Raw genomic sequence first — 24834 nt, forward strand, 5'->3', positions numbered from 1 at the left:
CAGTTATTTCTCGCGAAATCGAACAGAACCATGATCCATGTCGTGTTTAGCGCAGCAACTAAAGACAAGAGAAGCCGGTCATATCTGTATCTCCAGATACCGACGCGCGAGGACACGATGGGCATCTATATGCAACTACGAGACACGCTGAAAGAAGGCGAACACTACGCCGGCATCATCCTGGGCAAGGGCGGCGATCCCGACCACCACCTGATCCTGCTGCCGGGCGACGCGGCCGATGTAGGCTGGCCCGGCGCCCTCGAATGGACGGCCGCGCAAGGTGGCGAACTGCCGAACCGGCGCGAACTGTCGCTGCTGTTCGCGAACCTGCGCGAGCAGTTCGAGCGCGAGTGGTACTGGTCGTCCGAACCGCACGAAACGCGTTCGCAACTGGTCTGGGGCGAAAACTTCGCCAGCGGCATCCAGACCGTGTACGGGCGGCCTTTCCGCGGGCATGCGCGCGCGGTCAGGCGTGTGCTGATCGAATAAGGGAGTCCGGCGCCTCAGCGGGCCGGCACGACGGCGCGCCCGATCGGCTCCTCGACGTTCGCCAGGAACCAGGCCGTGGCCGCCATCAGCGCCACGTGGCGGCGCAGGTTGTCCGGATCGACCTTGTCGAGCGTGTCGGCTGCCGTGTGGTGATAGTCGAAATAGGTCGAGGTGTCGATCAGCGGCGCGAAGCTCGGCACGCCGGCGCGTTCCAGGCCCGACAGGTCGCCGGTGGAAAGTGCGTCCTGGCGCTGGAACACGCCGGCGCCGATCGGCTGCAAGGCCGCCTGCAGCGGCGCGAACAGGCGCGAAGAGGTCGCCGGCACGCTCGCGCGCAGGCCGAACGGCCGCCCTGCCCCGTTGTCGCTTTCGATCGCGCCGACGTGCCTGGCCGCGTTCGCCGTGTTCGCTTCGAGGTAGGTGCGCGCGCCGCGTGTGCCGTTCTCTTCGTTCATCCAGGCGATCATGCGGATCGTACGGCGCGGGCGGTAGTCGAGCTTTTTCAGGGTGTCGAACACGGCCATGGCGCTGGCCACGCCCGAGGCGTCGTCGTGGGCGCCGGTGGCCAGGTCCCAGGAGTCGAGGTGGCCCGAGACGATCACGACTTCGTCCGCCTTGTCGCTACCCGGCAAGTCGGCGATCACGTTATAACTGTCGGCGTCGGGCAGGATCTGCGGCGTGAGCAGCAAGCGCATGGTGAGCGGGCCGCGCTTGGCCAGGCGCGTCATCAACATGGCATCCTCGACCGTGACGGCCGCGGCCGGGATGCGTGCGCCGTCCTGGAAGTTGGTGTTGCCGGTATGCGGCAGGCGGTAGGCCGCGCCGCCCACCGAGCGCACCAGCGCCGCGGCCGCACCGAGTTCCGCCGCCATGCGCGGGCCGTTGCTGCGGTAGTTCGAGCCATGGCCATAAGCGGGGCCGGCCAGGCCACGGTTCGCCATGTCCTGGTCGAACGGCACGTCGAACAGCACGATGCGTCCCTTGACTTCGGCCGCACGCGCCTTCAGCTCGTCGAAGCTCGATACCACCACGACTTGCGCCGTCAGGCCCTCGGCCGGGGTCGCGCCCGAATTGCCCAGCGCCGTCAGCACCACGCGCTGGCTGATGCCGGCCGGACGGCCGCGGTACTCGACCAGTTCGCCCGTCTCCTGCCCGCGCACCCAATGCGGCACTTTCACCGGCTGCAGGGTCACCCTGGCGCCGAGCTTGCGCATGGCGTCGGCGACCTGGGTCACGGCCGCCGCCGCGCCGGGCGAACCCGACAGGCGCGGGCCGATCAGGTCGGTCATGTCGGCCATGCGTTCCCAGGCGTAGTCGCTACCCAGCGCGGTATCGCGGATCTTCGCCAGCGCGGCCGGGTCGTTGCCGGGACTGGCGGCGTGGGCGGCACCGGAGATGGCGAACAGGGTGGCGGCAAGGAGGCCGAGGGCGGGATGGCGGGGACGGTTCATGCGGTCGATCCTTCGAAGGGAGAGAGGAGCGAAACAATAGCGCATCCGGCAACTTTTTGCTGTCCTTACAAGCCCGGAACCAGCTCGCCGGCCATTACGCGGGCACCAGCCGCACCAGCGTGATTTCCGACGGCGCGCCGAAGCGCTTCGGCGGCCCCCAGTAACCGGTACCGCGGCTGGTGTAGACCCACAACTGGCGCACCCGGTGCAGGCCGGCCACGAAAGGCTGTTGCAGCGGCACGAACAGGTTCCACGGAAAGAACTGGCCGCCGTGCGTGTGGCCCGACAGTTGCAGGTCGAAGCCGGCCTCGGCGGCGGCAGTCGCGCTGCGCGGCTGGTGCGCCAGCAGGATCTTCACCGCCAGGCCGCGCGGTGCGCCGGCGGCCGCCTGCTGCGGGTCGCTGCGGTGGGCCGGATTGAAATGGTGGGCCGAATAATCGGCGACGCCGGCAATCATCAGCGCCGCGCCGCCGCGCTCGCGCACCACGTGCTGGTTCAGCAGCACGGTCAGGCCCAGGCGCCGCAACTCGGCGATCCACTCCTCGGCGCCCGAATAATACTCATGGTTGCCGGTGACAAAAAAGGCGCCGTCCGGCGCCGACAGGCGCGCCAGCGGCTGGGTATGCAGCGCCAGGCGTCCCACGCTGCCGTCGACCAGGTCGCCGGTGACCGCGATCGCATCGGCGCCCAGCGCATTGACGCGGTTGACGATGGCGTTCAAGTAGGGACGCTTGATGGTCGGACCGACGTGGATATCGGAAATCTGCGCGATCGAGTAGCCGTGCAGCGCTTGCGGCAAGCCGTCGATCGGCACCTCGACCCGCACCACGCGCGCCACGCGGCGGGCGTTGACGAAGCCGATGACCGTCACGGCCAGGGCCAGCAGCGGCACCGCCAGCGCGCTGTAGTAATGGAGTGCGTCGCTGCCGAAGCCGGCCACCGCCGCCAGCAACAGCACCAGATCGCGCAGGAAGGTGATCACCAGCAGCGAGGAGAACAGGCCCATTGCCAGCAGCCCGAGCCAGGCCAGCTGTTCCGACCAGCGTCGCCGCCGCAACGAGGACGACAGCAGCCCGACCGGCACCAGCACGGTCGACAGCACCAATAGCGCGCCGCCGGCGAGCATGCCGAGCCAGCCGAGGCCGAGGTCGGGCATCAGGCGCAGGCCGATGTACAGGTGCAGGAGGACCAGCAGGGAAAGGATGACGAACAGGTTGCGGCGTGCGGACATGGTGGCTTGAATGAACAGGTGATTCGGGAAAGATGGGGCGGCCGGCGCCGTCTGCAAGGCTTGTCCAAAGAATGTTACCGAGTGCCGAGCAGATGTAAGAATCTGTATTAGGAGGTGAAGGCCCCGGCAAGCCGGTCTATAGTTCATTCCATGCCCCGGCGTCACAGCGATCATGTCGATCCTCGTTGCGGCAACAAAGGAAAAGCCATGTTGAACAAAAAATGCTTTGGTGCGGTGATCCTGGCCGCTGTCGCCGTCTCGCCCTCGGCATTCGCTGGCGACCGCGGCACCAATACGGCGGTCGGCGCGGTGCTCGGCGCAGCAATCGGCGCCAGTGCGGGTGGCGGTGGCGGCGCCATCGTCGGCGGTGTCCTCGGCGCCGCGGTCGGCAACTCGATCGGTGGCTACGACGGCCGTCGCCATTACGACAACCGCGGCTATGCCTCGGTCGGCTACTACCAGCCGGCCCCGGTCTACGTCCAGCCGCGTCCGGTGTACTACGAGCAGCCGCGCTACTACCGCGAACCGGCGGTCGTGTATGTCGCGCCGCGCGGCGGTCACCGTCACGGCTATGACCGTGGTTACGGCCGCGGCTACGATCGTGGGCACGACCGCGGCTGGGACCGCGACGGCCGCGGCCATGACCGCGACGGCTACCGCGACCGCGACGGCTATCGCCGCTGATCCGGCCCGGCTGGAATACGAACCGCGTCCTTTGAGGCGCGGTTTTTTTCGTCCATCGTTTTCATCTCCCCCCGCTAGTTGTGCGCAGCGGCAGCGTCGCCGCATTGATTCGGGGGAAGCATGCTGCACAGCGGCGACATCGTCACCTTGGGCCTGGGCCACTACCGCTTGCGCGAGCAGCTGGCCGGCTCCAGCTACGGCCTGGTCTGGCGTGCCGAGCGCGATGGCCTCGGCCCGGTGGCGATCAAACTCGTCAACCGCGCGCAGATGGCGCGCGCCGAGCCGTCCCTGCGCGCGCGCTGGACCGAATGCGCGGCGCGCGAAATCGTTTTCCTCTCCAGTCTCGCTCCCTGGGACGCGCGCCACGTCGTGCGCCTGCTCGACCATGGCCTGCACGACGGCTTGCCGGCGCTGGCGCTCGAACTGCACGACGGCGACCTGGCCGCGCACCTGGCGGCGCAGAACGCGGCCGGACGCCGGGTCGGCCTGGCGCAGGCGCTGGCCTGGACCGGCCAGGTCAATGCGGCGCTGGCCACGGTGCACCGGCACGGCTGGCGCTACCTCGACCTGAAACCCGCCAACCTGCTGGTCGATGCCGCCGGCGGCAGCCTGAAACTCGCCGACTTCGGCACCAACCGCAGCCTGCGCGACAGCGGCGCGCACTCCTACGCCGGCACTGCCAGCTGGCAGGCGCCCGAGCAGTTCTTCCCGGCCCTGCCCGGCATGCCCTGCGGCTACGTCACCGATGCCCGCGCCGACTATTTTTCGCTGGGCGCGCTGCTGTACTACCTCGTCACCGACGGCGCCACGCTGCGCTATTGCAGCGCCTGTGGCGATGCTTTCCGCGCTTATGGCAGCACCCATGGCTGCGCCGATGCCACTTTGCGCTTCACCCTGCCGCCGATCCTGGCGGACGACGAAGCGGCGCACTTTCTCGCCTGCGCCGACGGCGACACCGGAGGCGCGGCCGCCTTGACGCTGCTGCGCGCATTGCTGGCGCGCCGTCCGCAAGACCGCCCGCCGCATGCGCTGGCGATCAGCCGCCTGCTCGCCAGCGCCCAGGGCGGTCTTGTCCGGCGCGCTGCATGATGCGCGCATTCGGCATGAAAACCCTGGCCGCGGCGGCGCTGGCGCTGCTGTGCGCGCTGCAGGCGCTGGCCCTGCTGCGCACGCCGCCGGCCTGGCTGCCGGCCGCGATCGAGATCACGCTGGCGCCCGGCGCCGAACTGCTGCTGGGCCGCGCCGAACTGGCCGCGCCCCAGGCCGGCAAGCGCCACCTGCGCCTGCGCCGCGATGCCGGCGGCACCTGGTTCGTCTCGTCGAGCGACGGCGTGCAGGGCGTCGGCATTGAACGCGGCACTGAACGTGCCAGGAGCGGCAGCCGCGTGGTGCGGGCCGGCCAGCACGTCCAGCTCGGCGCCGTGCATTACCGCTTCACGGCGGCAGGCGAGGACATTGTCGCCTTTAGCGACGGCACGCACGGCTGGCACTACGACGGCACGCTGGTGCGGCGCGACGGAGAAGCGCTGGCGGCCTGCCCCGGCAGCGCACCGGGAGCGCGTTTCCTCGGCCTGTGGAACCGCTGGGCGCCGCGCGCACTGGCGCTGGCGCGGCCGCTGCGCTTCGGCGGCAACCTCTCCTGCGGCACCCAGGTCGGCAACGCCGGCGCCGCGCCCGGCAGCGCCCAGCTCGGGTTCGAGGATGGCTTGCCGGTGCTGACGGCCGCCAGCGGTGTCGAGCGGGCGCCGCTGCTGGCCTTCGATGGCGGCGTGGGCCAAGACCTCGCGCTGGCCGAGCAGCCGCTGGCCGATGTCAACGCGCTCACGGTCGGGCGCACGCGTCTGCTTGCGCAGATCGAGAACAACACACTGCGTCTGCAGCCGACCCGGCGCGTCGCCTTGTTCCACGAAGCGCGCACCGAGCTGCCACCCGGTGTGGGCTGGCACTGGCAGCCGCGCGACGCCTGGGCCTGGCCGTCTGGCGGCACCTGGGTCCTGGCCGGCGCCGCGGCGCTCGGCCTGCTGGGCGCCGTGCTGGCGCGCCGCGCGCGGGAGGACCTGGCGGGCGCCGCACAGTTGGGGATGAACCTCACGCTCGCCCTCGCCGGCGTCGGCCTGCTGCTGGCCCAGCGCGGCGGCAGTGCGCCGGGCGTGGGTCCGTCGCTGCTGCTGTGCTGGGCCGCGCTGTGGTGCGCCCTGGCGGGACGGCGCACGGGTGCGCCGCTGGCGCTCGGCGTGCTGCTGCTGGCGGCCGGCCTGCTGCTGCAACTGGAACTGGGCATCGGCGCGCCCGACACGTCCTGGCTGCGCCACTTCCAGAAGACGGCTGCCGCCGCCACCTGCGGCCTCGGGCTGGCCGGCGTCGCCGCGGCCCTGGCGGCGCGCGCCCAGGCGCCGGGCCAGGCCCGCGTCGAGCTGCTCCTGCTGCTACTGGCCGGCGCGGCGCTGGGCGCGCTGCTGCTGCAAGTCGGCTGGGGCAACGAGACCGGCGTGTTCGACCTGCAGCCGGTGGAATTCGCCAAGCTGGCGCTGACGATCCTTACCGCCCACTGCCTCGCCCTCGGCCTGGGCCGTGCCGATGCACGCGGTGGCGCGTTCTTGCGCTGGCTGCGCCTGGCCGCGCCCGCCCTGCTGTTCATCGTGCTGCTGGCGGTGGCGCTGGTGCAGGTCGACGATTATTCGCCGCTGATCCTGCTGCTGGTCTGGGGCGCGGCCATGCTGCTGGCCTGGTCGTGCGCGGCGCGCAAGGCCGGTCCGGCGCTGGCGGTGGCGGCAGGCGCCTGCGCCTGCCTGCTGGGACTTGCGCTGCTGCGCGGCGCTGCGCCGGGCGAGGTCGCCGCATGGAGTTTCTACGGCGAGCGCTTCGGCGTCTGGCTCGACCCCGGCGCGCACCCGCACACCGGCCAGCAACTGCTGCTGGCCGCGCAGGCGATCGCCGACGGCGGCTGGTTCGGCGCCGACGGCCTGTTCGGCCTGGCGGCGCTCGGGCACGGCGCGCCCGACGCCCTCGCCATCCCGGCGGTGCAGGACGATTTCGCGCCCTCGTTCCTGCTGCAGCGCCATGGTCTGGCGAGTGGCCTGCTGCTGTGGACGCTGCAGGCGCTGTTCCTGGGCGCGCTGCTGCAAGCCGCCCGGCGCGCCTGGCAGCATGGCGCCGCCGCGCGCGACTATCGCCAGACCTGGCTCGGGCGCTTTCGCTGCTTCGTGCTGTGCGGCGGCGCCGCCTTCGTGTTCGGCCACTTCCTGCTGTCGTGGGGTACCAACCTCGCCTTCTTTCCGATCATGGGCCAGCCGATGAGTTTCCTGTCCGCCGGCGGCTCGCACCTGCTGTTTTTCATCTTCCCCCTGCTAGCGTTTGGCACTGCTGCAGGCGCCCCAATCATCGAGGAGAATTCATCATGCCGGTCTACGTCCAACACGAAACCCTGAACCGCGTCGGCGACGTATTCAATGCCGAAGCCCTGTGGCAGGCGCCCGGGCTGGCGCTGCTGAATCGCCGCCCTTACCTGCGCGATCTGCTGGAACGCGCGCCGCGCGAGCAGCGCGGGCGCGCCGCCACGCGTTGTTTCGCGCACGTGACCCTGGTGCTGCCGCAGGACGAGGTCGACGACGACCGCCACCTGACCCGCGGCGCGCGCGTGCGCGACCTGGCGCAGACGCTGCAAGCCCTGCACCAGAAAGATTTCGGCGACCTGCTCGGGCTTGAAGACGTGCGCTACCACGTGCTTGGTTCCGACGATCTGGCGCCGGGACAGGTCGAGGTCAAGTTCGGCCACGCCGTCTACCTGCCCGCGCCCAACGAACAAGTGCTGTATACGGTGAGCGTGTCGCGCGACAGCGCCATCTGGCAGCCGGTATGCCCGATTTATCCGAACGGGCGCCTGACGGTGCTTGGGCTCGACGCCGCCCGCGCCACCCACGCGGTGCCGGGCTGGCCGTTCGCGCAGGACGCCAACATCCTCCTCATCAACGACGGGCCGGACACGCCGGTCGAGGTGCAGGTGCGGCCGAAAGACGCCTTCGATTGCAGCTTCGATGCCGCCAGCGGCTACTATACGATCCGCGCCCGTGCCGCCGACGCGAGCGGCATGCCGCCGCGCCTGCTGCTGAAGGTGGCGCCGAGCCAGCCAAAGGCGGCCACGCCGCCGCGGCCGGTGAGCGCGCCGCCTGCCGCCTCGCCGGCCACCCGCGCGCCGGCGGTCTGGAAGGCCCGCGCCCGCACCCTTGACGACGCCGACCTCACCGCGATGCCGGTCTTGCACCGCGCGGCCGCGGCACCAGTCGCTGTCAACCAGGACGCGACCTACGCGCCCGTGATGCGCCAGCGCGTCAGCCTGGCCGCGCTGGCCCTGCCACGCCTGTCGCGCTACCGCGATACCGGCGCCGCCGCGATCGAATTCGGGATCGGGCGCGACCTGGCGGTCGGCCCGCTGCAAGCCGATTCGCTGCTCGGCTTCGCCCTCGATGCGCTCGACGCCGTGTACGCCGTCACGCCCGACGGCCGCCAGCGCGTCGCCGTGCCGAACCGCTTTGCGCCCAGCGACGGCGTCGACGTGCGCCTGCTGATGCCGGCGCCGCAGATGGCCGAGCGCTACAGCGCCATCGTCTGCCTGCCGCAGGCGCAGGGCGTGCCGGTGCTGGGCGGCACGCGCCACGTATTCGGGCGTTCGGCGCCGGCATTGGTGAACCTGCGCGTGCTCGACGGCGCCGGCTGCCTGCGCGGCGCCGATGGAGCGCAGGCCGGCGGCGCCGACCGCCTCGGACTGTCGCGCAATGCCTTTGCCTTCGAAGCCGGTCCTGAGGGCTACCGCATCGTGCGCGAGTCGGCCACCCAGGCGCTGTACCACCTGGACGAGCGCCTCGCTTTCGTCGCCGCGATCGACAGCGCCACGGCCGAGGCGCCATACGTGGTGCCGCTCGGCCATCACATCGTGGCCGGCCATTACGTGCTGCGCGTCGAGGCATAACGATGACACCGGTCGCCCTTGCCCTCGCCTGCGCCGCCGCCGGGTTGCTGGCGACCCTGGTGCTGGCGGCGCGCTGCACGCCGGGCGCGTGGTGGCAGCGTCCGAACGCAAAGGCGCTGGCGGTGCTCCTGCTCGGGACGGGCCTGGTCGGCGGTGCGCTGTGGCGCTGGCTGGCGCCGCCGGCGATGGCGCCCGTCGCGGCCCTGGCGGTCGTGCCGCCGGTCCATGCCGACACGCCGCGCGCCGGAGGCAGTTATGTCGTCGCCGACGCGCTCAACCTGCGTGCCGAACGCGGCGTCGGTGCGCGCCGCGTGCTGGTGATGCCGGCCGGCGCGCAGGTGCGGGCAACCGGCTTACGCGAGGGCGACTGGTGGCAGGTCAGCGCCGAGGCCGGCGGCGGGCGCGTCGAAGGCTGGGCCAGCAGCCTGTGGCTGCGCCGCGCCGACGAACGCCGGCCGTAACTGCGTGGAGCCTGTCTTAGGCGGGCGTGCAGCGCATCGGGTTGAAATACAGGCCCTTGACGCACTGGGTCGGCGCGGTGCGTTCGAAACCGAAGGCTTCGTACACCGGCACGGCGTAGTTGGACGCGTTTACCGTGAACGTGCCCGTCGCACCCCGCTCGAGCGCAGCGGCGCGCGCCACCTCCCACAGGCGCCGCGCCAGTCCCTGGCCATGCCAGCGCTTGTCGATGAACAGGTGGAACACGTGGCTGTTGTCGCGGATGGCGATGAAGCCGGCCAACTCGCCGGCGGCATCCGCTACATGATAGACGTGGCCCGCGGCCACATAGCCGCGGATGCCTTCCTCGTCGTTCTCGCGCAGGAAGGTGCAGGCGCCCTCGCGGCTCGATGCGTGGACGATGAATTCGCTGGCGCTGGCGTGCAGCAGGCGCGCGCAGGCGGCGAGGTCGGAGGCTTCGAAGGGACGAATCAGCATGTCGTGCGCGGCTTTGGCAAAACCATAACTTACCATACGATATGCACCTGAAACCGGCGGCAGATAACGATGAATGCGCATAATGAATGAACGCGGGACCAATATGCTGGCAACGGCGGCAGGCGCGCCTCTGCTCGACCTGGCGGCAGGCAGCAAGGTCGGCGTCGGGCCGGCGCAGCGCCGCGAGAACCAGGACAACCTGCTGGTGATCGACGGCGCCGGCTGCGCCAGCTACCTGGCCGGCGGCCAGCCGGCATCCAGCCAGGTCGCCGGCTGGCCGCCGGGCCACCTGCGCCTGGCCGTGATGGACGGCATGGGCGGCCATGGTCACGGCCGCGAGGCGGCCGAAGCGGTGGCGGCCGGGCTGCTGGCGATTCCCGCCTGCGCCGACCTCGACACCCTGTCGCGCCACCTGGACGGGCTGCACCGCTGGCTGCAGCGCCGCTTTGACAACCTCCACGATGACTTGCACGAAGCCGGGCCCCGGCCCGGCACCACGCTCACCATGCTCGAGATGGCGCCCGCCGGCACGCCGTTGCTGTGGCATGCCGGCGACTCGCGCCTGTACGAAATCACGCCGCAGGCGGTCGTGCCGCTCACGGTCGACCACGTGCCGGCGACCGTGCTGGCCATGGCCGGCCTGCTGGGTGAAGAAGGCTGGTGGCGCCAGGTGCACGGCAGCCACGCGCCGCAGATCGCCCAGGCCTTCATCCTGGGGAACACCCTGCTCGATCCGTCGCACCTCGACGACGGCCTGGTCGCGCTCGATGCCGCCACGCTGCCGCCCTGGCTGGGCGCCTTGCCCGACCGCCGCGTCCTACACTTGCGGCCGGGCGCAAGTTACCTGCTCGCCACCGACGGCTTCTGGTCCTGCAGCGACCCGGCCGAGTTCGTGGCGCGCTGGCCGCGCCTGTTCGCGGCGAACGATGCCGCCGCCTGCCTCGACGCGCTGTTCGCCGAGATGGCCGAGCGGCCGCCAGTCGGGCTGCAACCGGACAACCTGAGCGCGATCGTGCTGCGCCTGCGCGGCCACGGTCACGACGAGACCGCCCTGCCGCAAAACGCGTAAACCTGGCGAAACGTTACAATAGGAAATAATGCGGTAAATCAATCGCAGCCAGACCCTGCCGCGCGCCACGGCTGGGCGAATCCGCGTAAGCTTCCCCGGTCCACCAAGTCCCTCCCATGAACCGTTGCCGCCACCCTGAACATCCGCATTGCACCGTCTGGGTGATGCCTGGCGAACACGCCTGCGCGCATGGCCATGTGCAGCCGGAGGCGCCGTTAACGGTAGCTGACCCGGTAGCTAACCCGGTGGCTGACGCGGAGACGCCGGACGCGTCCGTCGTCGTTCCGATGCCGATCGCTCCAGTTACTACCCTGCGTCCGCACCTCCACGTCAGCGGTTTCGATCCGCGCGCCGCCGGCGGGCGCCAGGTGCTGAAGCTGACCTTGCGCGGCATGCCGTCCGACTGCGCCACGCAGGTGACGCTGCTCGCCAGTTCGCGCCTGCGCCTGGAAAACGGCGAGCGCCACAGTTTCAGCCGCACCGTGCGCGGCGACTGGCTGCCGGTCTTTCTCGAGTTTTCCTCGCGCGGCCTGGAACACGGCCAGTACCGCATCGAACTCGAGCTGCACAGCCGCGCCGATGCGCCCGCTGCCGCCGCCCACAGCTGGATCGCGACGCTGCTGATCCTGGCTCCGCGCGCCGACGCCAGCCTGCACGAGATCCACCAGACCTTCCTCGCCACCCACAAGAACGTGCGCGTGCACGCCGACGACGCCTCGATCGCACGCGTCGGTGCGCGCATGGATGGCCACGGCGGCGGGCGGGTCGACATCGACGTCCATGCCAGCAATGCCGGCATCGCCCATCTCGACTTCGATGCCGGTACCGGCGGCGGCAAGGTCGACCTCGGCTTTTCCAGCATCGCCTGGGATGAAGACCTGCTCGAAATCGACGTGCCCGCGGCAGCGGCCGTCCATCCCTGCCCGGCGAGCGCGGCGTGTTTGGTAAGGGACGGGGCGGCCGGCCCGCAAGGTCCACGGTACCTGCGCCTGTTCGCCCTCGACGAATGCGTGCTCGGGCGCGGCGAAGCGGGCGCCGTCGATGCCGATATTCGCCTGATGCACCACAACGAAGCGGGCCCGGAACCGGAGGGCCTGACGCGGCGCATTTCCGGCCGCCACGCGCTCATCCGGCGCGCACGTGGCGGCTACGAGATCGAGGACGTGTCGCGTTACGGCCTGCTGGTCGACGGCGCCTGGCCCGGCAAGCACGCGCCGGTCGCGTTGCGCCCCGGCATGCGCATCGAACTGACGGCCAGCATTCCCGGCGTGGCGGTGCTGGAAGTGGTGGCGGTGCTGCCGAACGGCATCCTGCTGCAACGGCTCGACGCCGGCATGCAGCACGAAACGTTTTACCTGATGGACCCCGAACGCAGCCTGGGCGCCGCCGCACGCCTGGCGGCGCTGGGCCTGCCGCTGCTGTTCCACCGCGACGGCGGCTTCTGGCACCTGGACCCGGCCAGCGGCGCGGAAACGCCGCTGACGCCGGCCACGGCCGCGCAGGGGCTGGCCCACTGGCCGCAAGGGGCGCGCTTTGCTGACCGTGCGTATCCGGAACGGGGCGACGAGGCGGCGCTGGATGCGCAGGAGCGCAGCGCGGCGTAGGGTGGACTCCTGAGTCCACGCGTTACGGACGCATCCTTTCCCCGACTGCAGTGACTTCATTCGTACGGCATCCATGGACGATGTGCCAGGCTGCCGAGCCACCGAATCAAACACCGCACGAGCGAACAGTCACGGCCGCGTATATGTGAGACGCACGTAACGCCTGGACTCGGGAGTCCACCCTACGGCACTCGACTGAGCGGCATTCACTCAATGCCTGAACGACAGCAAGAGAAACACCAGCGCGCAGCCGGCCAGCAGGGCTCCCTGCAAGCCGAAGACGATGGCCGGAATGCGCAGCTCTTCGGGAATTTTCATGATGCCCTCCTGTGGGCCATAAACGATCCGTGACTGCGGTCAGCCTACGCCAGGCGCGCGCCGGCTTCCACACGCTACGACCGGGAAATCAACTTCAGGAAAGTTCAGGCGCGGCAGCGTCCTCGGGCAGTTCGCGCACGACGCGAAAGCCGACGATATCGTTCGACATCACTGCCGAAAAGCCATTCCTCAGCGCCGAGCGCAGATAGCGCGGGTTGTACAGCCAGGAGCCGCCGCGCAGGATGCGGCGTGCGCGTTCGCCGCCGCTCTCCCAGGCGCTGCCGTCGGCGGGTGCGCCTTCGTAACTGTCGTGCATCACGTCCTGCACCCATTCCCAGACATTGCCGTGCATGTCGTGCAGGCCCCACCCATTCGGCGCGAACGCGTCCACCGGCGTGGTGCCGCGCCGGTAGTCGCCGCGCGGGCCGCCATTCCAGGTGAAGTTGCCGTCGTAGTTGGCGAGCGTGGTGTCGATGGCGTCGCCGAAGCTGAAGGCCGTCCTGGTGCCGGCGCGGCAGGCGTATTCCCATTCGGCTTCGCTCGGCAGGCGGTAGCGCTGGCCGGTGCGCTCGGTCAGCCAGGCCAGGTAGGCCTGGGCATCGTGCCAGGAGACGCCGACCACCGGGTGCATGTCCGTTTGCGCGAAGCCGGGCGCGGCCCAGTCGACCTCGCCTTGCGGCTGCCAGCCGCCGGCTTGGGCAAAGGCGCGCCATTCGCCGACGGTGACCGGATAACGGCCGATGGCGAACGGCCGGGCGATGCCGACCCAGTGCTGCGGCGTTTCGCGCGCCAGCCAGTTCTTCTGGGCGCCGGATGCCATCGCGATCTTGCGTTCGTGTTCCGGGGAGCCCATCTGGAAGCGGCCGGCGCGCAAGACCACCAGTTCGGGGCCGGCGCCCTCGCCTTCCAGAAAGCGGTCGCGCAGCAGCGTGGGCGGTTCGGCAGGTACGGGCACTACGGCCTGCACGGGCGCCGCTTGCTGCGCTTTCGCGCGTTCCTGCTCGGCCAGGTAGGCTGCGGCCGCCTTGACCTGCAGCGCCTTGCGCTGGGCTTCTTCCTGGGCCTGGCGCGCCCTGGCCGCCTCTTCGTCGCGGCGCGCGGCCAGCTGTTCGCGCAGGGCTTCGCGCCGGGCGCGCCGTGCCACCTCGGCTTCGGCACGCTCGCGCCGCTGTTGTTCGCGCAGCTGTTCACGCAGCTGCTGGCGGGCGGCCTGGGCGGCGGCAGCGCTGCGTGCTTGCGCGGCATCTGCAGCTTGTTGTGCGACCGGATCGGGCACGCTCGCAGCTGGAGCAGGAGCCGGTTCGGCCGGCGGCGGGGCCATTTCCTCGGCCGCAGCAGGCGCTTCGACGGATGTCTCGGCCTCTGCACAGAGCCGGTCGAGCAGCTGCGACACACTCTCCGGCCGCGCCGCCGGATCCTGCGCCATGCCGTCCTGCAGCGCCTGCCACTGGTCGTCACGCAGTCCCTCGGGACGCGCCGGCGTGCCGATGACGGGCGTGGCGCTGCCGGACACCATCTGGTGCACCATCGCCGCCACCGCGTACACGTCGAGTGCGCGCGAGGGCACGCTGCCGGGCGCGCCCGCTTCCGGCGCGCGGTAGCCGGGCGTGCCCGACAGCGCCGGCGCATCGAGCGCGCTGCGCCCGCCCGCGCGGGCACGGGCGGCGATGCCGAAGTCGAGCAGCTTGACCTCGCCGCGCGCGGTGACGAACACGTTGCCGGGCTTGATGTCGCGGTGGACCAGCCGGTGCCGTTCCCAGGCATAGTCGAGCGCCTCGGCGACCGGACGCAGCAGCTCAATCGTGCGCGCCAGCGGCAGCGCCCCTTCGCGCGCCAGCAGGCTTTCCAGGTCTTCGCCTTCGAGGCATTCCATGATCACGAAATAGCTGGCCGTTGCCGGGTCCTGCGCCCAGTCGTAGACGCGCACGATGTGTTCGTGCGCCAGGCGCCGCGCGCGCGTGGCTTCCTGCACCAGCAGTTTGGCGTGGCCGGCGCTTTCGGTCAGCTCGGGCGACAGGATCTTCAGCGCGACCTGGGCGCTGTGTCCCAGCTCGGCGTGGGTGGCCAGGTCGGTCGCCTGCCAGACCTGCCCCATGCCGCCGAGCGCGATCAGGCGTTCGAGGCGATAGCGCCGGTTGGCCGGGCCGACCTGCTGGCCCGCCATCAGCCCCAGCTCGGTGCCGCGCGCCGGCGCCGCTGGAGTCGGCGCTGCGGGCGCATGCGCGGCGTCGAGGATGGCGTTCTTGCGCCGGTCGAATTCCTCGCGGCTGAGCAGCCCGTCCTCGTGCAGCGCGCGCAGCTCGCGGATCTTGTCGATGGCGGTTTGCATGCGTGCGGCGTCAGCCCAGCGGTGCGCCGCAGGCGCCGCAGAAGCGGTCGTCGCCGCGCACCGGATGTCCTTGCGGGCAGGCACGCTGGACCGAAGCCGCGGCGGTGACCGCCGCACCGATGCTGCCGGCCACCTGTGCCTGGGCCGCCAGCGCCGTCTTGTTGACGTCGTTCTGCAGCGCCAGCAGATCGAGCTGGTGGCGCCGGTCCTTGTCGACTTCGGCTTCGCGCCGCAGCCGTTCGCGCTCCAGCGTTTCCTGGGCCAGGCGCGCGGCGTCGCTGGCGCTCATGGCGCCGCCGGCAGCCACCACTTGCGCCAATGCGCTCAACTGGCCGGCATCCATGCCCGCGTGCACGCGCGTCTTGAGGTAGTCGGCCAGTACGGCGGCATTCGGCGCGCCGGCCACGGCCAGCTTGGTGGTGTCGTCCAATCCATCGAGCGCTTCGGCGCGCGCGATCTCGAGGCGCGCCTGCGCCAGGCCGTGCTCGAACTGGGCGGCGCGTTCGGCGCGCTCGGCGCCCAGGCGGCGCAGTTCCTGCTGCCAGGCTGCCTCCTGCTCGGCGCGGCGCTGCTGGTGGCGCCGCTCTTCGCCCAGCAGTTCGACTTCTTTCGCCGCGCGCGCCTGGCGGTGCTCGGCCTCGATCGTGCGCAGCAGCTTTTCGTGCTGGGCGACGGCGTCTTGCTGGCCGCCGTCGCGGCGCAGCGCAGCGATCTTCTGCTGCACGGCTTCGGCGTCGAGGTCGGCGCCAAGGGTTTGCTGGCGCGCGCGCGCCAGACCCTGCAGTTCGAGCCATTCTTCCTCGCGCTCGGCCGCGCGCCGGCGCGCGGCATTGGCCAGCACCACCAGCGCGAACTGGGCTCCGTGCTCCTCGGCGTCGAGGTCTTGCGCGCGGCGTGCGGCGGCTTCGTCGGCGGCGCGCAGGCGCGCCAGCTCGGCGCGCTGGCGCGATGCGTCCTCGATCTCTTTCGCCTGCTCGACCTTGTTGCGGATCTGCTGGGTCAGCAACTGCTGCGCGAAGCGCTGGCGCGCCAGCGTGCGCGCCTGCAGCGCTTCCTGCTGCGCGACTTCCAGCGCCGCGCGCATGCGGATCGCGCCCAATGCCTGCACGTGCGCCCACTCGGCCTGTTCGCCGGCGCGCCCGCCGCGTTTCCTGGCCAGGTCGTGTTCGAGTTCGGCCAGGATCTCGCCGGCACCGCGCGCGATCGCTTCGCGCCGGCTGCGTGCTTCGGTCACGCGCGCATACAGGTCGATCTCGCGCGCACGCACGGCCTGGGCGCGTTCGCCATTGGCCAGGCTCAGTTCGGCGCGGTCGAGGGTGTCGTTCTGCTGCAGTTCGAGGCGGCGCAGGCGCTGGCGCGCGGCCTGTTCTTCACGCGCGATACGGTGCCACGCCTGTTCGTCGTAGAGTTCCTCGAGCTGGCGCGCATGCGTCATCTGCACGCGGCGCTCGTCGGCCGCCAGCCACAGCGTGCCGATGCGCGCGCGATTGGCGTCGAACTTGTCGTGGCGCAGGGCCAGGGTATCGACCTGCACCACGCCCAGGCCATAGTCGGCCAGCAGCAGGCGCAGGGCGCCCTGCAGGCGCTCGTCGAATTCGGCGCGCAACGTGTTTTGCGCCGGCGCCTGCGCCGCCATCTCGCGCAGCGAACGCGCGCCGACGAATTCCGCCGCCACCTGGCGCACGGCCGGCAGCAGCAGTTCGCGCAACTGGGCGGCGGTCACGGTGCCGGGCATGGTCATGAAGTGGCGCGCAAAGGCGGGCACGTTTTCGATGCGCAGGCTGACGGTGAAGGCGGCACCCACCGCCAGGTGTTCGGCCGTCTCCAGGTCGTCGAAGGCGAATTCCACCGGCAGCGCATTGGTGCGCGTGACCAGGATCTCGGCGTGGCCGTCGCGCAGCAGGTGGTTCAGGCGCGAGAAGAAACCTTCGATCTCGTATTCGCCCTGCGGCACTTCGGTGGCCTCGTCGCCTTGCAGGATGTAGGCGCGCGCGGCGGCCGGCACGCGCAGGGTCTTCACGAACAGGCCCGACAGCGCGCGCACGCCGAAGAACACGGCCAGTTCGTCGGGGCCGGCGATCCAGCGGTTCTCGACCAGCACCGGGGCGTTATGCGGCGCGCCGAGCGTGATGCCGCAGGCCGCGCAATAGCCGGCGCCGCCCGCATTCCTGTGCTGACACCGCGGGCACTTGCTGCCGCCAAAACCGAACATCTGGACCATGATCCGACTCCTCAATTCTCAAACCACACAGGCGCGCCGATTCTAACAGGCATGCCCTAGATAATGCCGATCCGTTCAACGCACACCAGGCTGGCGCCGCGCGCACGCAGGCTGTCGCGCAGGCCGGGGGGCAGGTCCGGCTCCCAGGCGCGCGGCAGCAGCACGCGGTCGCCCGGTTGCGCAGCGCGTTCGATCAGGGCGCACTTCGGCTCCAGCCCTTCGACCGGCTCCACGAGTCCGGCATGCCAGGCGTTCGAGCGGCCGCTGGCGATGATGCGTCCGCGCGGGACGAATTCGCGGCCGCGCGCCAGGCGGTCGGCCAGCACCAGCGCCAGTTCGTAGGAATCGCCGGAAAACGCTTCCTCACCGAAGCGCACCGTGGTGCGCCAGCGCGCCGTTTTTTCGCCGTCGAAATGGCGCGCGCCCGTCAATACCTGGCGCAATGCCTGCTGGCGTACGCCGTCGACGCCGGGCGCCGCGATGGCTTCTTCGTCGGATGCCTCGCCGGCAGCCAGCGGATAGACGCTGACCTCGACCCAGCCGAGGGCGTCGTGGACGCCGCCGCTATGCAGCGGGAACCAGGCGCGCGCGCTCGACACCGAAGCCGCCACGTCCGGTTGACCGTTCAATGCGCCGAGATGGTGCAAATAGCCGGGGCCGCCCAGCAGCGCGCCCGCCGGTAAGGCCTGCACGGCGTGGCCGTCGATGCGGCCGCGCTCCCAGGCATCGGACCAGCCGTTGGCGACTGTCCCCTCGCCCAGGGTCAGCAAGCCGCGCACGGCGCGGTCGGCCAGCACGACAGCCAATTCCCAATCGCGCTCGCCGTCGGCCGGTGCGCGGTCGATGCTGATCACGACCTGGTCGCGGCTGTCGTAACGCGCCTCCGTATGGCGTGCCAGGCGCGCGACCAGCGCCATGCGCGCGGCCAGGGCGGGCACACCCGGCGCATTGCACTTGACCTCGGCGCGGCCGGCGCGCGGGCGGCGCGTGGCGGTGATGGTGGCGAAGCCGCCGCTGGAGAGCGCGCTGCGCACGGCGACGGTGTCAGGCCGCTTGAGCAATGGCGCGTTCATGCCGCCTCCGCGTTGAAGGCGATCTGCTTGCGTGCGGCGAGCGCCTCCTCGAGATTGGCGGCGATGCGGTCGGCTTCATCGAGCAGCGTGCCCAATCCCTCGTCCTCGGCGCGCTCGAGGCGCGCCAGCAGCGCCCAGGCTTCGTCGAGCGCGGCGGCCGCGCGCAGGCTGTGCGCGGCGCGGCGCTGCTGGACGTCGGGCGCGAGCGGCTGTCCGGGCGCGGCCAGGCCGAGCGCGGGCATGGTCGACGCGGCCAGGCACACCAGGTCGAGCCGCCCGATTAACGCCTGCTGCTGGCGGAACAGGTCCTGCCCCTGCGGCAGCGCCGCCTGGCGTACGCGGCACATCACGCAGGGCAGTTCGAGGAACAGGCGGCGCAGTGCCTGCGCATCCTCCAGCGGCGTAGCGGCGGGCCGTGGCGCGGCCTGCAATGGCGCCGGCATCGCTTGCGGGGCCGGCGCGTCGACAACTGCGCGCGCCGCCAGCGCGCGCGCAAAATCGCGCGTGCCGGCCAGGTCGACCGGCACGCAATCGTCGACGGTGACGCCGAAGCGCGTGTACAGCAGCTGGTTGAAGCCGCCGCGAAAGGCATTCCACTCGTCCAGCGTCGTGCAGGGCGGCAGTTCGAGGTTGCCCTGTGCCAGTTCGCGCTGCAGGGCGGCCTCGATGCGCGCCGCCAGGTCGGCCAGCAGCAGTTCGCCCACTGCTTCGCTGGCCAGGAACAGGTCGAAGCGCTGCTGGTGCACGCGCGGGTCGGGACTGTCGACCGCGAAATGCACGCGCAGGCCGATCTCCGGTGCGGCCGCGAACGGCACCAGGTCGCAGCCGTAGGGACCGGGGTGAAAACACCAGCCGCTCTCGTTGTCGGCCAGGGTGACCCGGCCGCCGGCGCTGACGCGGCGCGTATGGCCGCTCGCGCTGACCACCACACCATGGGTGCCGGGCGGCAGCGCGCAGTCCGCGGCGATCGGCCGCGCGATGACCTCGCTACCGAGTCCGGCGCCGTCGAAAGCGCTCGGACGCGCCATCCATTTGAACAGATCGAACATCATACGAACACTACTCCGTCAATATCGCCGGCTGCACGCTGAAGGCGGCGCCATGGCGTTGGAAGTGGGCGGCCGGCGCCAGCGCGAATGGCCAGGCCGCTTCGCATTCGCCATCAAGGTCGAGGCGCCCGGCCAGCACCTGTGCGCCGGCGCCGTCCAGCACCTGCAAGGACACCGCGTCGCGCAGCAGGCGCGCGGCGAACGGCGCATCCGGCAGCAGTTGCAGGATCACGCGCCGTTCGCCGCCAGTATCGACAAAGTGCAGGCGCCAGAAACCGTCGTCGGTGGCCAGCTGCGCCAGCGCCGCGCCGCTGTCGGCCGCGCGCAGCATGCCGCTGCTGCCGTGCCAGGCGTCGTTGGCGGCGGCGCCGGCGGCGCGTGCCTCGAGCGCCAGGGTGCGCAGGCGGCGCACGGTCAAGGGAGAAGCGCGCAGGACCGCACGTTCTCCCGCCGTCAGGGGCCGGCTGCCGTCGAGCGCGGCGCCCAGCACGGCGTCGTCCAGCATCAGGCGGTCGCCTCCCACCCGCGGCGCCAGCAGCAGGTGTTCGCGCAGCTTGCGCTCCATCTCGCTCGTCCTCTTCATTCGCTTCTCCAGTCGATCGTCATGCGGATTGGTTTGCGGCGTCCAGCCGAGCGATGGCCGCGTCGCGCCGTTTGCGCAGCGTCGGCAATGACACCGCATCGAGCGCGGCCAGTTGCGCCATCGTCGGCAGCGCGTTCGTCGCCGGGTCGCGCCATGCGTCCGGATAGCTGTCGTCCGCGGGGCCGAGGATGTGCAGGTACACGGCAAGGCGCACCGCCAGCGAGTCGCCGGCCAGCATGCGCGCGCTCCAGCTGCCCGGCTCCTGCGCCGCACCCGCCTCAAGCACAAAGCCGGGGGGCAGTGAAACGGACTGTGCGCGCAGCGCGGCCGCCGGAGCGTCCTCGTCGGCATCGTCGCCGGCATCGTCCTCACCCGCGGCAGGCGGCGCCTCCACTGCGTCGAGTTCGTCCTGCAGCGCTTCGAGGATCAGGTCCGGGCCTGGCGTGGCCGCGGCCTCCGCAGCAGCCTGTGACTCGTCCAGCACGCGCCAGTAATCCTCGATCCAGGCGGCCGAGCTGTCAAGGTCGTGCAGCCAGTCGCGGTCGCGGTTCGCCGACAGCGCTTCGTATTCGCCGATCTCGGCCAGCATCTCGCCGATCCGGCCCGCATTGTTCTTCAGGCTGTCGAAGCGCTTCGAGCGCGTATGCAGCGGGCCGGGCGCACCGCTGAATCGTTCGAGCGTCTCGCTCCAGCGCAGGATCCATTCGGGGCGGCAGCCGGCGATCGAACTCAATTGTCGTACCTCGATCGGAATCGTCGTCTCGACTGGCCGGCCGAGGATGGCGCCGACCTGGGCGCGGTGCTCGCGCCAGCCGCCGAACAGGCGCGCGATCTCGCCATAGGCCGTGTCGAGCATGCGGTAGGCGTAAATGCGGTTCGGGCTGCAGGGGCGGCCGCAGGCGGCCTGGTAATTGTCGGCGTCGACCTTGTCGCGCAAGAGCGCGAACATATCGTTGACCTTCTTGCGCAGCAGCGCCTCGCCGCCGGGTTGGCGCCAGAACCCTGGCGCCAGCGCGGTGCGAAAGGCATCCCAATCGTCCGGGCGTGCGGCCAGCTCATAGGCCAGCAGCAGCGCCAGCTCGAACACGCTGTCGCCATAGCTGTTGCCGGCGGCCTGCGCACGCGCGCCGTGGCGCGCCGCGTGCAGGCGTTCGGCCAGCAGGTCGATGTACTCGGCCAGCGCTTCCTCCCGCGCGGCGGGCGGCAACAGCGCGGCCAGGCCGCAGCGGGCAAAGGCCTCGAGCGAACATTGTCCGAGCAGCTTGCGCACCTGCTCCCAGCCCGGCTCCTGGTACCGGGTTCCCGGCAAACGCATACCTTCCTCTTGTGTCGATGGTGTATCCGCCAGATAACGGATTTTGTAAATCATGCCACAGAAACATAGATGCAAGGCGTTTTGGAGTGGGTCAGATCCGTTTCTGTTCGAGGTTTTGGTAACGATGCACTGACCTGTAAGGTGGGCGGCTATACCTGTGCGCGTGCCTATCTGTTGCTAAACGCCGCCCACGCGTTCAACCACAGTCTGATATCTCGCGACGAATCATCCGTTGGCTGAACGCGTGGGCGGCGCACGCAGCACGAGCACACAAACCGAAGAAGTGGAGCCGCCCACCTTACATGTCTGTGCTTAGCCTTCTTTCTGTTTGGCGTTCTGGGCCAGCGTGCGCAGCAGGGCCGCCACCACCGGGGCCGCGTGCTCGCCGCCGGTGGCGTTCGAGCGGCTGACGAAGACCGCGAAGGCCAGGCGCCGGTTTTGTCCGGGGATGCTGCCGGGTTCGAGCCAGCCGGTGAACCAGACACTGGCGAGACCTTCGTCGCCCACCGGCGCGGTGCCGGTCTTGCCGTACAGGCCGGCGCGCAGGCGCTCGAATGCCGGATCACGGAAGACGCTCGCCGCCGTGCCCTGCGTGACGACGCCGTGCAGGCCGGCGCGGATGCGGTCCAGGCGCACGCCCAGCGGCGCGCCCGGCTGCGCGCGCGCTTCACGACCGTCGAGCGCCAGCAGCAGGCGCGGCGCGATCGCCCTGCCCTCGCCGACGGCGCCGGCGGCGAGGGCCATGTGCAGCGGCGTGGCTTGCATGCGCAAGCCGATCGCCATCTGGCGCAGTTCGTGGCGCGCACCGATCGGGTCGAAGCCGGCCACGCTCGACTGCAGCGCATCCCAGCTGCGCCAGTCGTATTCAAGCGGCAGCAGGCCGCCGTCGAGCATCAAGGGCCGCTCGAAGCCGAGGCGGCGCGCCATGTCGGCGATCGGGCGCACGCCGGCGAGCGCGGTGTCGTCGAGCGCGCGCAGGCTGGGCGCTCCGCCCTGCGCCTTGCCGAGCAGGCTGGCATCCGACAGTTCCGCGCCCCAGGAGAACCAGGTATTCAGGCTATAGGTCAGCGCCTGCGCCAGACCCAGCTTGCCTTCGCTGGCGCGGCGGTCGAGGCTGCCGTCGCGGAAGTTGGTGATGCGCGCACCGCTGCCCGCATTCGGGTAACTCGCCGCATCGGTACGGAACGGGAAACCGCGCGCGGCGGCCAGCGCGTTGATCTGCGCCAGCGGCATCCCGCCCAGCAGCGCGTCGAGTTGCGAATTTAACTTTGAATTGCGCTGCGCCGCCAGTTCCAGCCCCAGCGCGCTGACGATCTTGAAGGTCGAGCCGGGACTGCGTTCGGCGCCGCCGTCGTGCTGCAGCGCCGCCTGGCGCAAGGGGCTGCGCGCCGGGTCGACGCGGTCGAAATCGCGCAGCTCGCTCCATTCGTGCTGCGCTGCGGCGGCACCACCGCTGGCGGCGGCGAGGATGTCGCCGCTGCCGGTATCGAGCAGCACCAGCCCGGCCTGGCGGCCCTCGGGCGCGGCCGCACCGCCCTGGCAACGTCTGCCGTCCCATGCGCCGCGGCGCATGCCGACACAGTCCAGCACTGCCGCCGCGAGGAGCTGCAGGTCGAGGTCGAGCGTGAGTGTGGCCGCATGCGCGCGACCGGCGGGCGACGGCAGGCGCGCCAGCATGCCGGCCACGCTGGCGGCGTGCTGCGGGTTCAGGCCCAACAGCGTGGCCAGGCCCGCGTTGCGCGCGCTAGCGGTTGCGCCGCCGGCTTCCCACAGCGGTGCGCCGTGGCGGTCGGCCAGGCTGACCGGAACGGAAGCCGTGCCCGCAACCGGGCCACTGTGCGGCAGCGCCTGCCACGCAAGCCGGCCATTCTTTATCTGCAGATGGCGATAGGCGGCGTCGCCCGTACCGCTCATGGCGGCAAGGCCGAGCGGCGTGGCGCTGACAACGATCTCGCGCGCGCCGCGCTGCGGCGCCAGCAACAGCGTGCGCACGTCGTCGGGCTGGCGGCAGGCGCGGCCGCCGCAGGCCGGCAGCGTAGCGATGGTCGCGGCGCCGGCGATACCCTGCACGCGCCCGGCCAGCATCAATTCGAAGCGCTCGTTGCCGCTGGCCGGTTGCGCCAGCGTCAGCACCAGCCGCGCCGCGCCTTCACCTGTGCCCGCGCCGCCGGGCCAGTCGGCCACGCGCCGCCATGGCGCCCAGCCCTGCGGCAGGCGGTCGAACAGGCGTGCCGACGCGAGCGGCATCGCTTCGCTCGTGGCGGCCGCCGCAGACGCTGCCTGCGCGCGCCAGGCGCCGCCGGTGAAATCCGGGCGCACGCGCCAGGCCAGCAGGCGCCGTTCGCCGTTGAAGACGCGGATCTGTTCGCGCACATAGGCGCCGTCGGCGCGGTGATGCAGGCGTTCGAGCAGGCGCCGGCCGCCGGCGTCGAGCACGACCTTGTCCCACGTGTGCAGGTCGGCGCTGCGCTGGCCGGGCGCGGCCGCGCGCCACTGCGCCAGGTCGCGCGGCGCCACCTCGACCAGGCCGCCCGCCCCGAGGCGCACCAGGCCGCGCGCCAGCAAGTCCCGGAACAGGGCGCCGTCTTCCAGCGCCGCCGGCGCCGCTGCCGGCACGCGGTAGTCGCCGGGCGCCAGGCGCGCGCCATGCACCGGGCCCTGCGCGGGAAAGGCAGCGACAAAGGCCGCGCCCTCGGCGCCGGGTGCCGCCGAATAGCGCGTCAGTACCAGTTCGCCTTGCGGGCAGGCGCCGCCGGCGCGGCGCGCGATGCGCAGCGCATCGTGTTCGCTCCAGACCAGCCAGCCTTCGCGCCCGAGGGTCGCGGCGCCGCGCCCATCGTATCCATTGCGACCGATGGTGCCGCCGCTGGCGTCGCCGATCCAGCGCGCCTGGCCGCGCCAGGCCAGCTGCAGCGGCGCAGCCAGGGAGCCGGTGACGTCGACCAGTGGCATGGCGGCGCCGCTCAGCACGACATTGCGCAAGGTGACGGGACTGGCCGCGGTCTCGTTGCGCGCGGCCCAGCGCGCCACGTCGCGAAAGCGGTAGCCGATGCGCAGCGGCGCCAGCCGCCCGCCGCTGCCGGCCAACACCTGGCTGCACAGGTCGATCGCGACTGGGCGCCCGGCGCGCATGTTCGATACGACCAGCAAGGCGCCGCCGGGCTGCGCCGACAGGCTCACGCCGGACGTTGCGGGAACGTTGAACGAGACGCCCGGCAGCGCCGGCTGGAACGACGCCAGTGTGCGCACCGGGCCGCCGGCGTCCATCCTGCCGGGCGCGGCGGCGCCGAGCGAACGCGCATGGCCGGCGATGAGCAAGGCGCCGCCGAGGACGAAAGCGGTGGCCAGCAGGGCGAGCCAGAAGCCGCTGTTGGGGCGCCAGCCAAAGGCAAGCCGGCCCAGCGCAACAGGCGCAGAGCGGCTGCCGGCGCGCAGGTTGCGCGCGCGCCGCCAGGCCCTGCGCCTTGCACCAAGCCCGGCAAATACCGTCGCAAACATCTCTCCCATCGTTCCTCC

The 24834-nt window shown here is 71.2% G+C and carries 18 protein-coding genes; 8 read left to right on the forward strand and 10 right to left on the reverse strand.

Annotated elements, in window-relative coordinates:
- The first annotated feature begins 129 nt into the window (after positions 1-129).
- Entirely contained in the window at positions 130-489 is a 360-nt protein-coding gene (locus AC56LG_RS20975) for an Lcl C-terminal domain-containing protein (protein WP_229510779.1), read from the forward strand.
- A gap of 14 nt (positions 490-503) precedes the next feature.
- Here AC56LG_RS20975 and AC56LG_RS20980 read toward each other — a convergent pair whose 3' ends face one another.
- Positions 504-1940 carry a M20/M25/M40 family metallo-hydrolase gene (locus tag AC56LG_RS20980; RefSeq protein ID WP_497167979.1) on the reverse strand — a complete coding sequence of 479 codons (1437 nt, stop codon included), beginning with the start codon at positions 1938-1940 and terminating at the stop codon, positions 504-506.
- A 94-nt stretch (positions 1941-2034) separates the two neighbouring features.
- Positions 2035-3171, reverse strand: coding sequence for a metallophosphoesterase (locus tag AC56LG_RS20985; RefSeq protein ID WP_497167980.1), 1137 nt, complete (start codon positions 3169-3171; stop codon positions 2035-2037).
- A gap of 207 nt (positions 3172-3378) precedes the next feature.
- Here AC56LG_RS20985 and AC56LG_RS20990 point away from each other — a divergent pair, with 207 nt between their 5' ends.
- The 5 genes from AC56LG_RS20990 (at position 3379) to AC56LG_RS21010 (ending at position 9282) form a co-directional block, all read left to right on the forward strand.
- Positions 3379-3855, forward strand: coding sequence for a hypothetical protein (locus AC56LG_RS20990; protein WP_497167981.1), 477 nt, complete (start codon positions 3379-3381; stop codon positions 3853-3855).
- A 120-nt stretch (positions 3856-3975) separates the two neighbouring features.
- Entirely contained in the window at positions 3976-4944 is a 969-nt protein-coding gene (locus tag AC56LG_RS20995) for a protein kinase domain-containing protein (protein WP_497167982.1), read from the forward strand.
- Positions 4941-7283: an FtsW/RodA/SpoVE family cell cycle protein gene (locus AC56LG_RS21000; RefSeq protein ID WP_497167983.1), complete on the forward strand. Its 2343-nt coding sequence runs from the start codon at positions 4941-4943 to the stop codon at positions 7281-7283. The genes AC56LG_RS20995 and AC56LG_RS21000 overlap by 4 nt, the downstream gene beginning before the upstream one ends.
- Complete coding sequence (locus tag AC56LG_RS21005; RefSeq protein WP_497167984.1) at positions 7253-8821, forward strand: hypothetical protein; 1569 nt, start codon at positions 7253-7255, stop codon at positions 8819-8821. The genes AC56LG_RS21000 and AC56LG_RS21005 overlap by 31 nt, the downstream gene beginning before the upstream one ends.
- Before the next feature lie 2 nt (positions 8822-8823).
- On the forward strand, positions 8824-9282 hold the full coding sequence (locus AC56LG_RS21010; RefSeq protein WP_497167985.1) for an SH3 domain-containing protein: 459 nt from the start codon (positions 8824-8826) through the stop codon (positions 9280-9282).
- 16 nt (positions 9283-9298) lie between these two features.
- Here the strand turns inward: AC56LG_RS21010 and AC56LG_RS21015 are convergent, their stop codons facing one another.
- Entirely contained in the window at positions 9299-9757 is a 459-nt protein-coding gene (locus tag AC56LG_RS21015; protein WP_497167986.1) for a GNAT family N-acetyltransferase, read from the reverse strand.
- Positions 9758-9839: 82 nt separating this feature from the next.
- On the opposite strand from AC56LG_RS21015, the gene AC56LG_RS21020 reads away from it, so the two are divergent.
- Positions 9840-10826 (forward strand): PP2C family protein-serine/threonine phosphatase, encoded by a 987-nt coding sequence (locus AC56LG_RS21020; RefSeq protein WP_497167987.1) that lies wholly within the window; start codon positions 9840-9842, stop codon positions 10824-10826.
- A 116-nt stretch (positions 10827-10942) separates the two neighbouring features.
- Positions 10943-12430 carry an FHA domain-containing protein gene (locus AC56LG_RS21025; RefSeq protein WP_497167988.1) on the forward strand — a complete coding sequence of 496 codons (1488 nt, stop codon included), beginning with the start codon at positions 10943-10945 and terminating at the stop codon, positions 12428-12430.
- Between the two features lie 412 nt (positions 12431-12842).
- Here the strand turns inward: AC56LG_RS21025 and AC56LG_RS21030 are convergent, their stop codons facing one another.
- The 7 genes from AC56LG_RS21030 to AC56LG_RS21060 form a co-directional block, all read right to left on the reverse strand.
- The gene (locus AC56LG_RS21030) at positions 12843-15077 is read right to left on the reverse strand and encodes an SUMF1/EgtB/PvdO family nonheme iron enzyme (protein ID WP_497167989.1); all 2235 of its coding nucleotides are present in this window, start codon (positions 15075-15077) and stop codon (positions 12843-12845) included.
- Positions 15078-15087: 10 nt separating this feature from the next.
- Positions 15088-17298: a hypothetical protein gene (locus tag AC56LG_RS21035; protein ID WP_497167990.1), complete on the reverse strand. Its 2211-nt coding sequence runs from the start codon at positions 17296-17298 to the stop codon at positions 15088-15090.
- 56 nt (positions 17299-17354) lie between these two features.
- Positions 17355-18371, reverse strand: a complete 1017-nt coding sequence (locus tag AC56LG_RS21040; RefSeq protein WP_497167991.1) for a hypothetical protein — start codon at positions 18369-18371, stop codon at positions 17355-17357.
- A complete protein-coding gene (locus AC56LG_RS21045; protein ID WP_497167992.1) occupies positions 18368-19423 on the reverse strand; it encodes a hypothetical protein in 1056 nt (351 codons plus the stop codon). Before AC56LG_RS21045 ends, AC56LG_RS21040 begins: the two co-directional genes overlap by 4 nt.
- Positions 19424-19430: 7 nt before the next feature.
- Positions 19431-20003, reverse strand: a complete 573-nt coding sequence (locus AC56LG_RS21050; RefSeq protein WP_497167993.1) for a hypothetical protein — start codon at positions 20001-20003, stop codon at positions 19431-19433.
- Positions 20004-20022: 19 nt separating this feature from the next.
- Positions 20023-21318, reverse strand: coding sequence for a hypothetical protein (locus AC56LG_RS21055; RefSeq protein WP_497167994.1), 1296 nt, complete (start codon positions 21316-21318; stop codon positions 20023-20025).
- 312 nt (positions 21319-21630) lie between these two features.
- Entirely contained in the window at positions 21631-24825 is a 3195-nt protein-coding gene (locus tag AC56LG_RS21060) for a penicillin-binding transpeptidase domain-containing protein (RefSeq protein WP_497167995.1), read from the reverse strand.
- Positions 24826-24834 lie beyond the last annotated feature (9 nt).

The organism is Telluria sp. ZB2R32 (genome assembly GCF_059685715.1).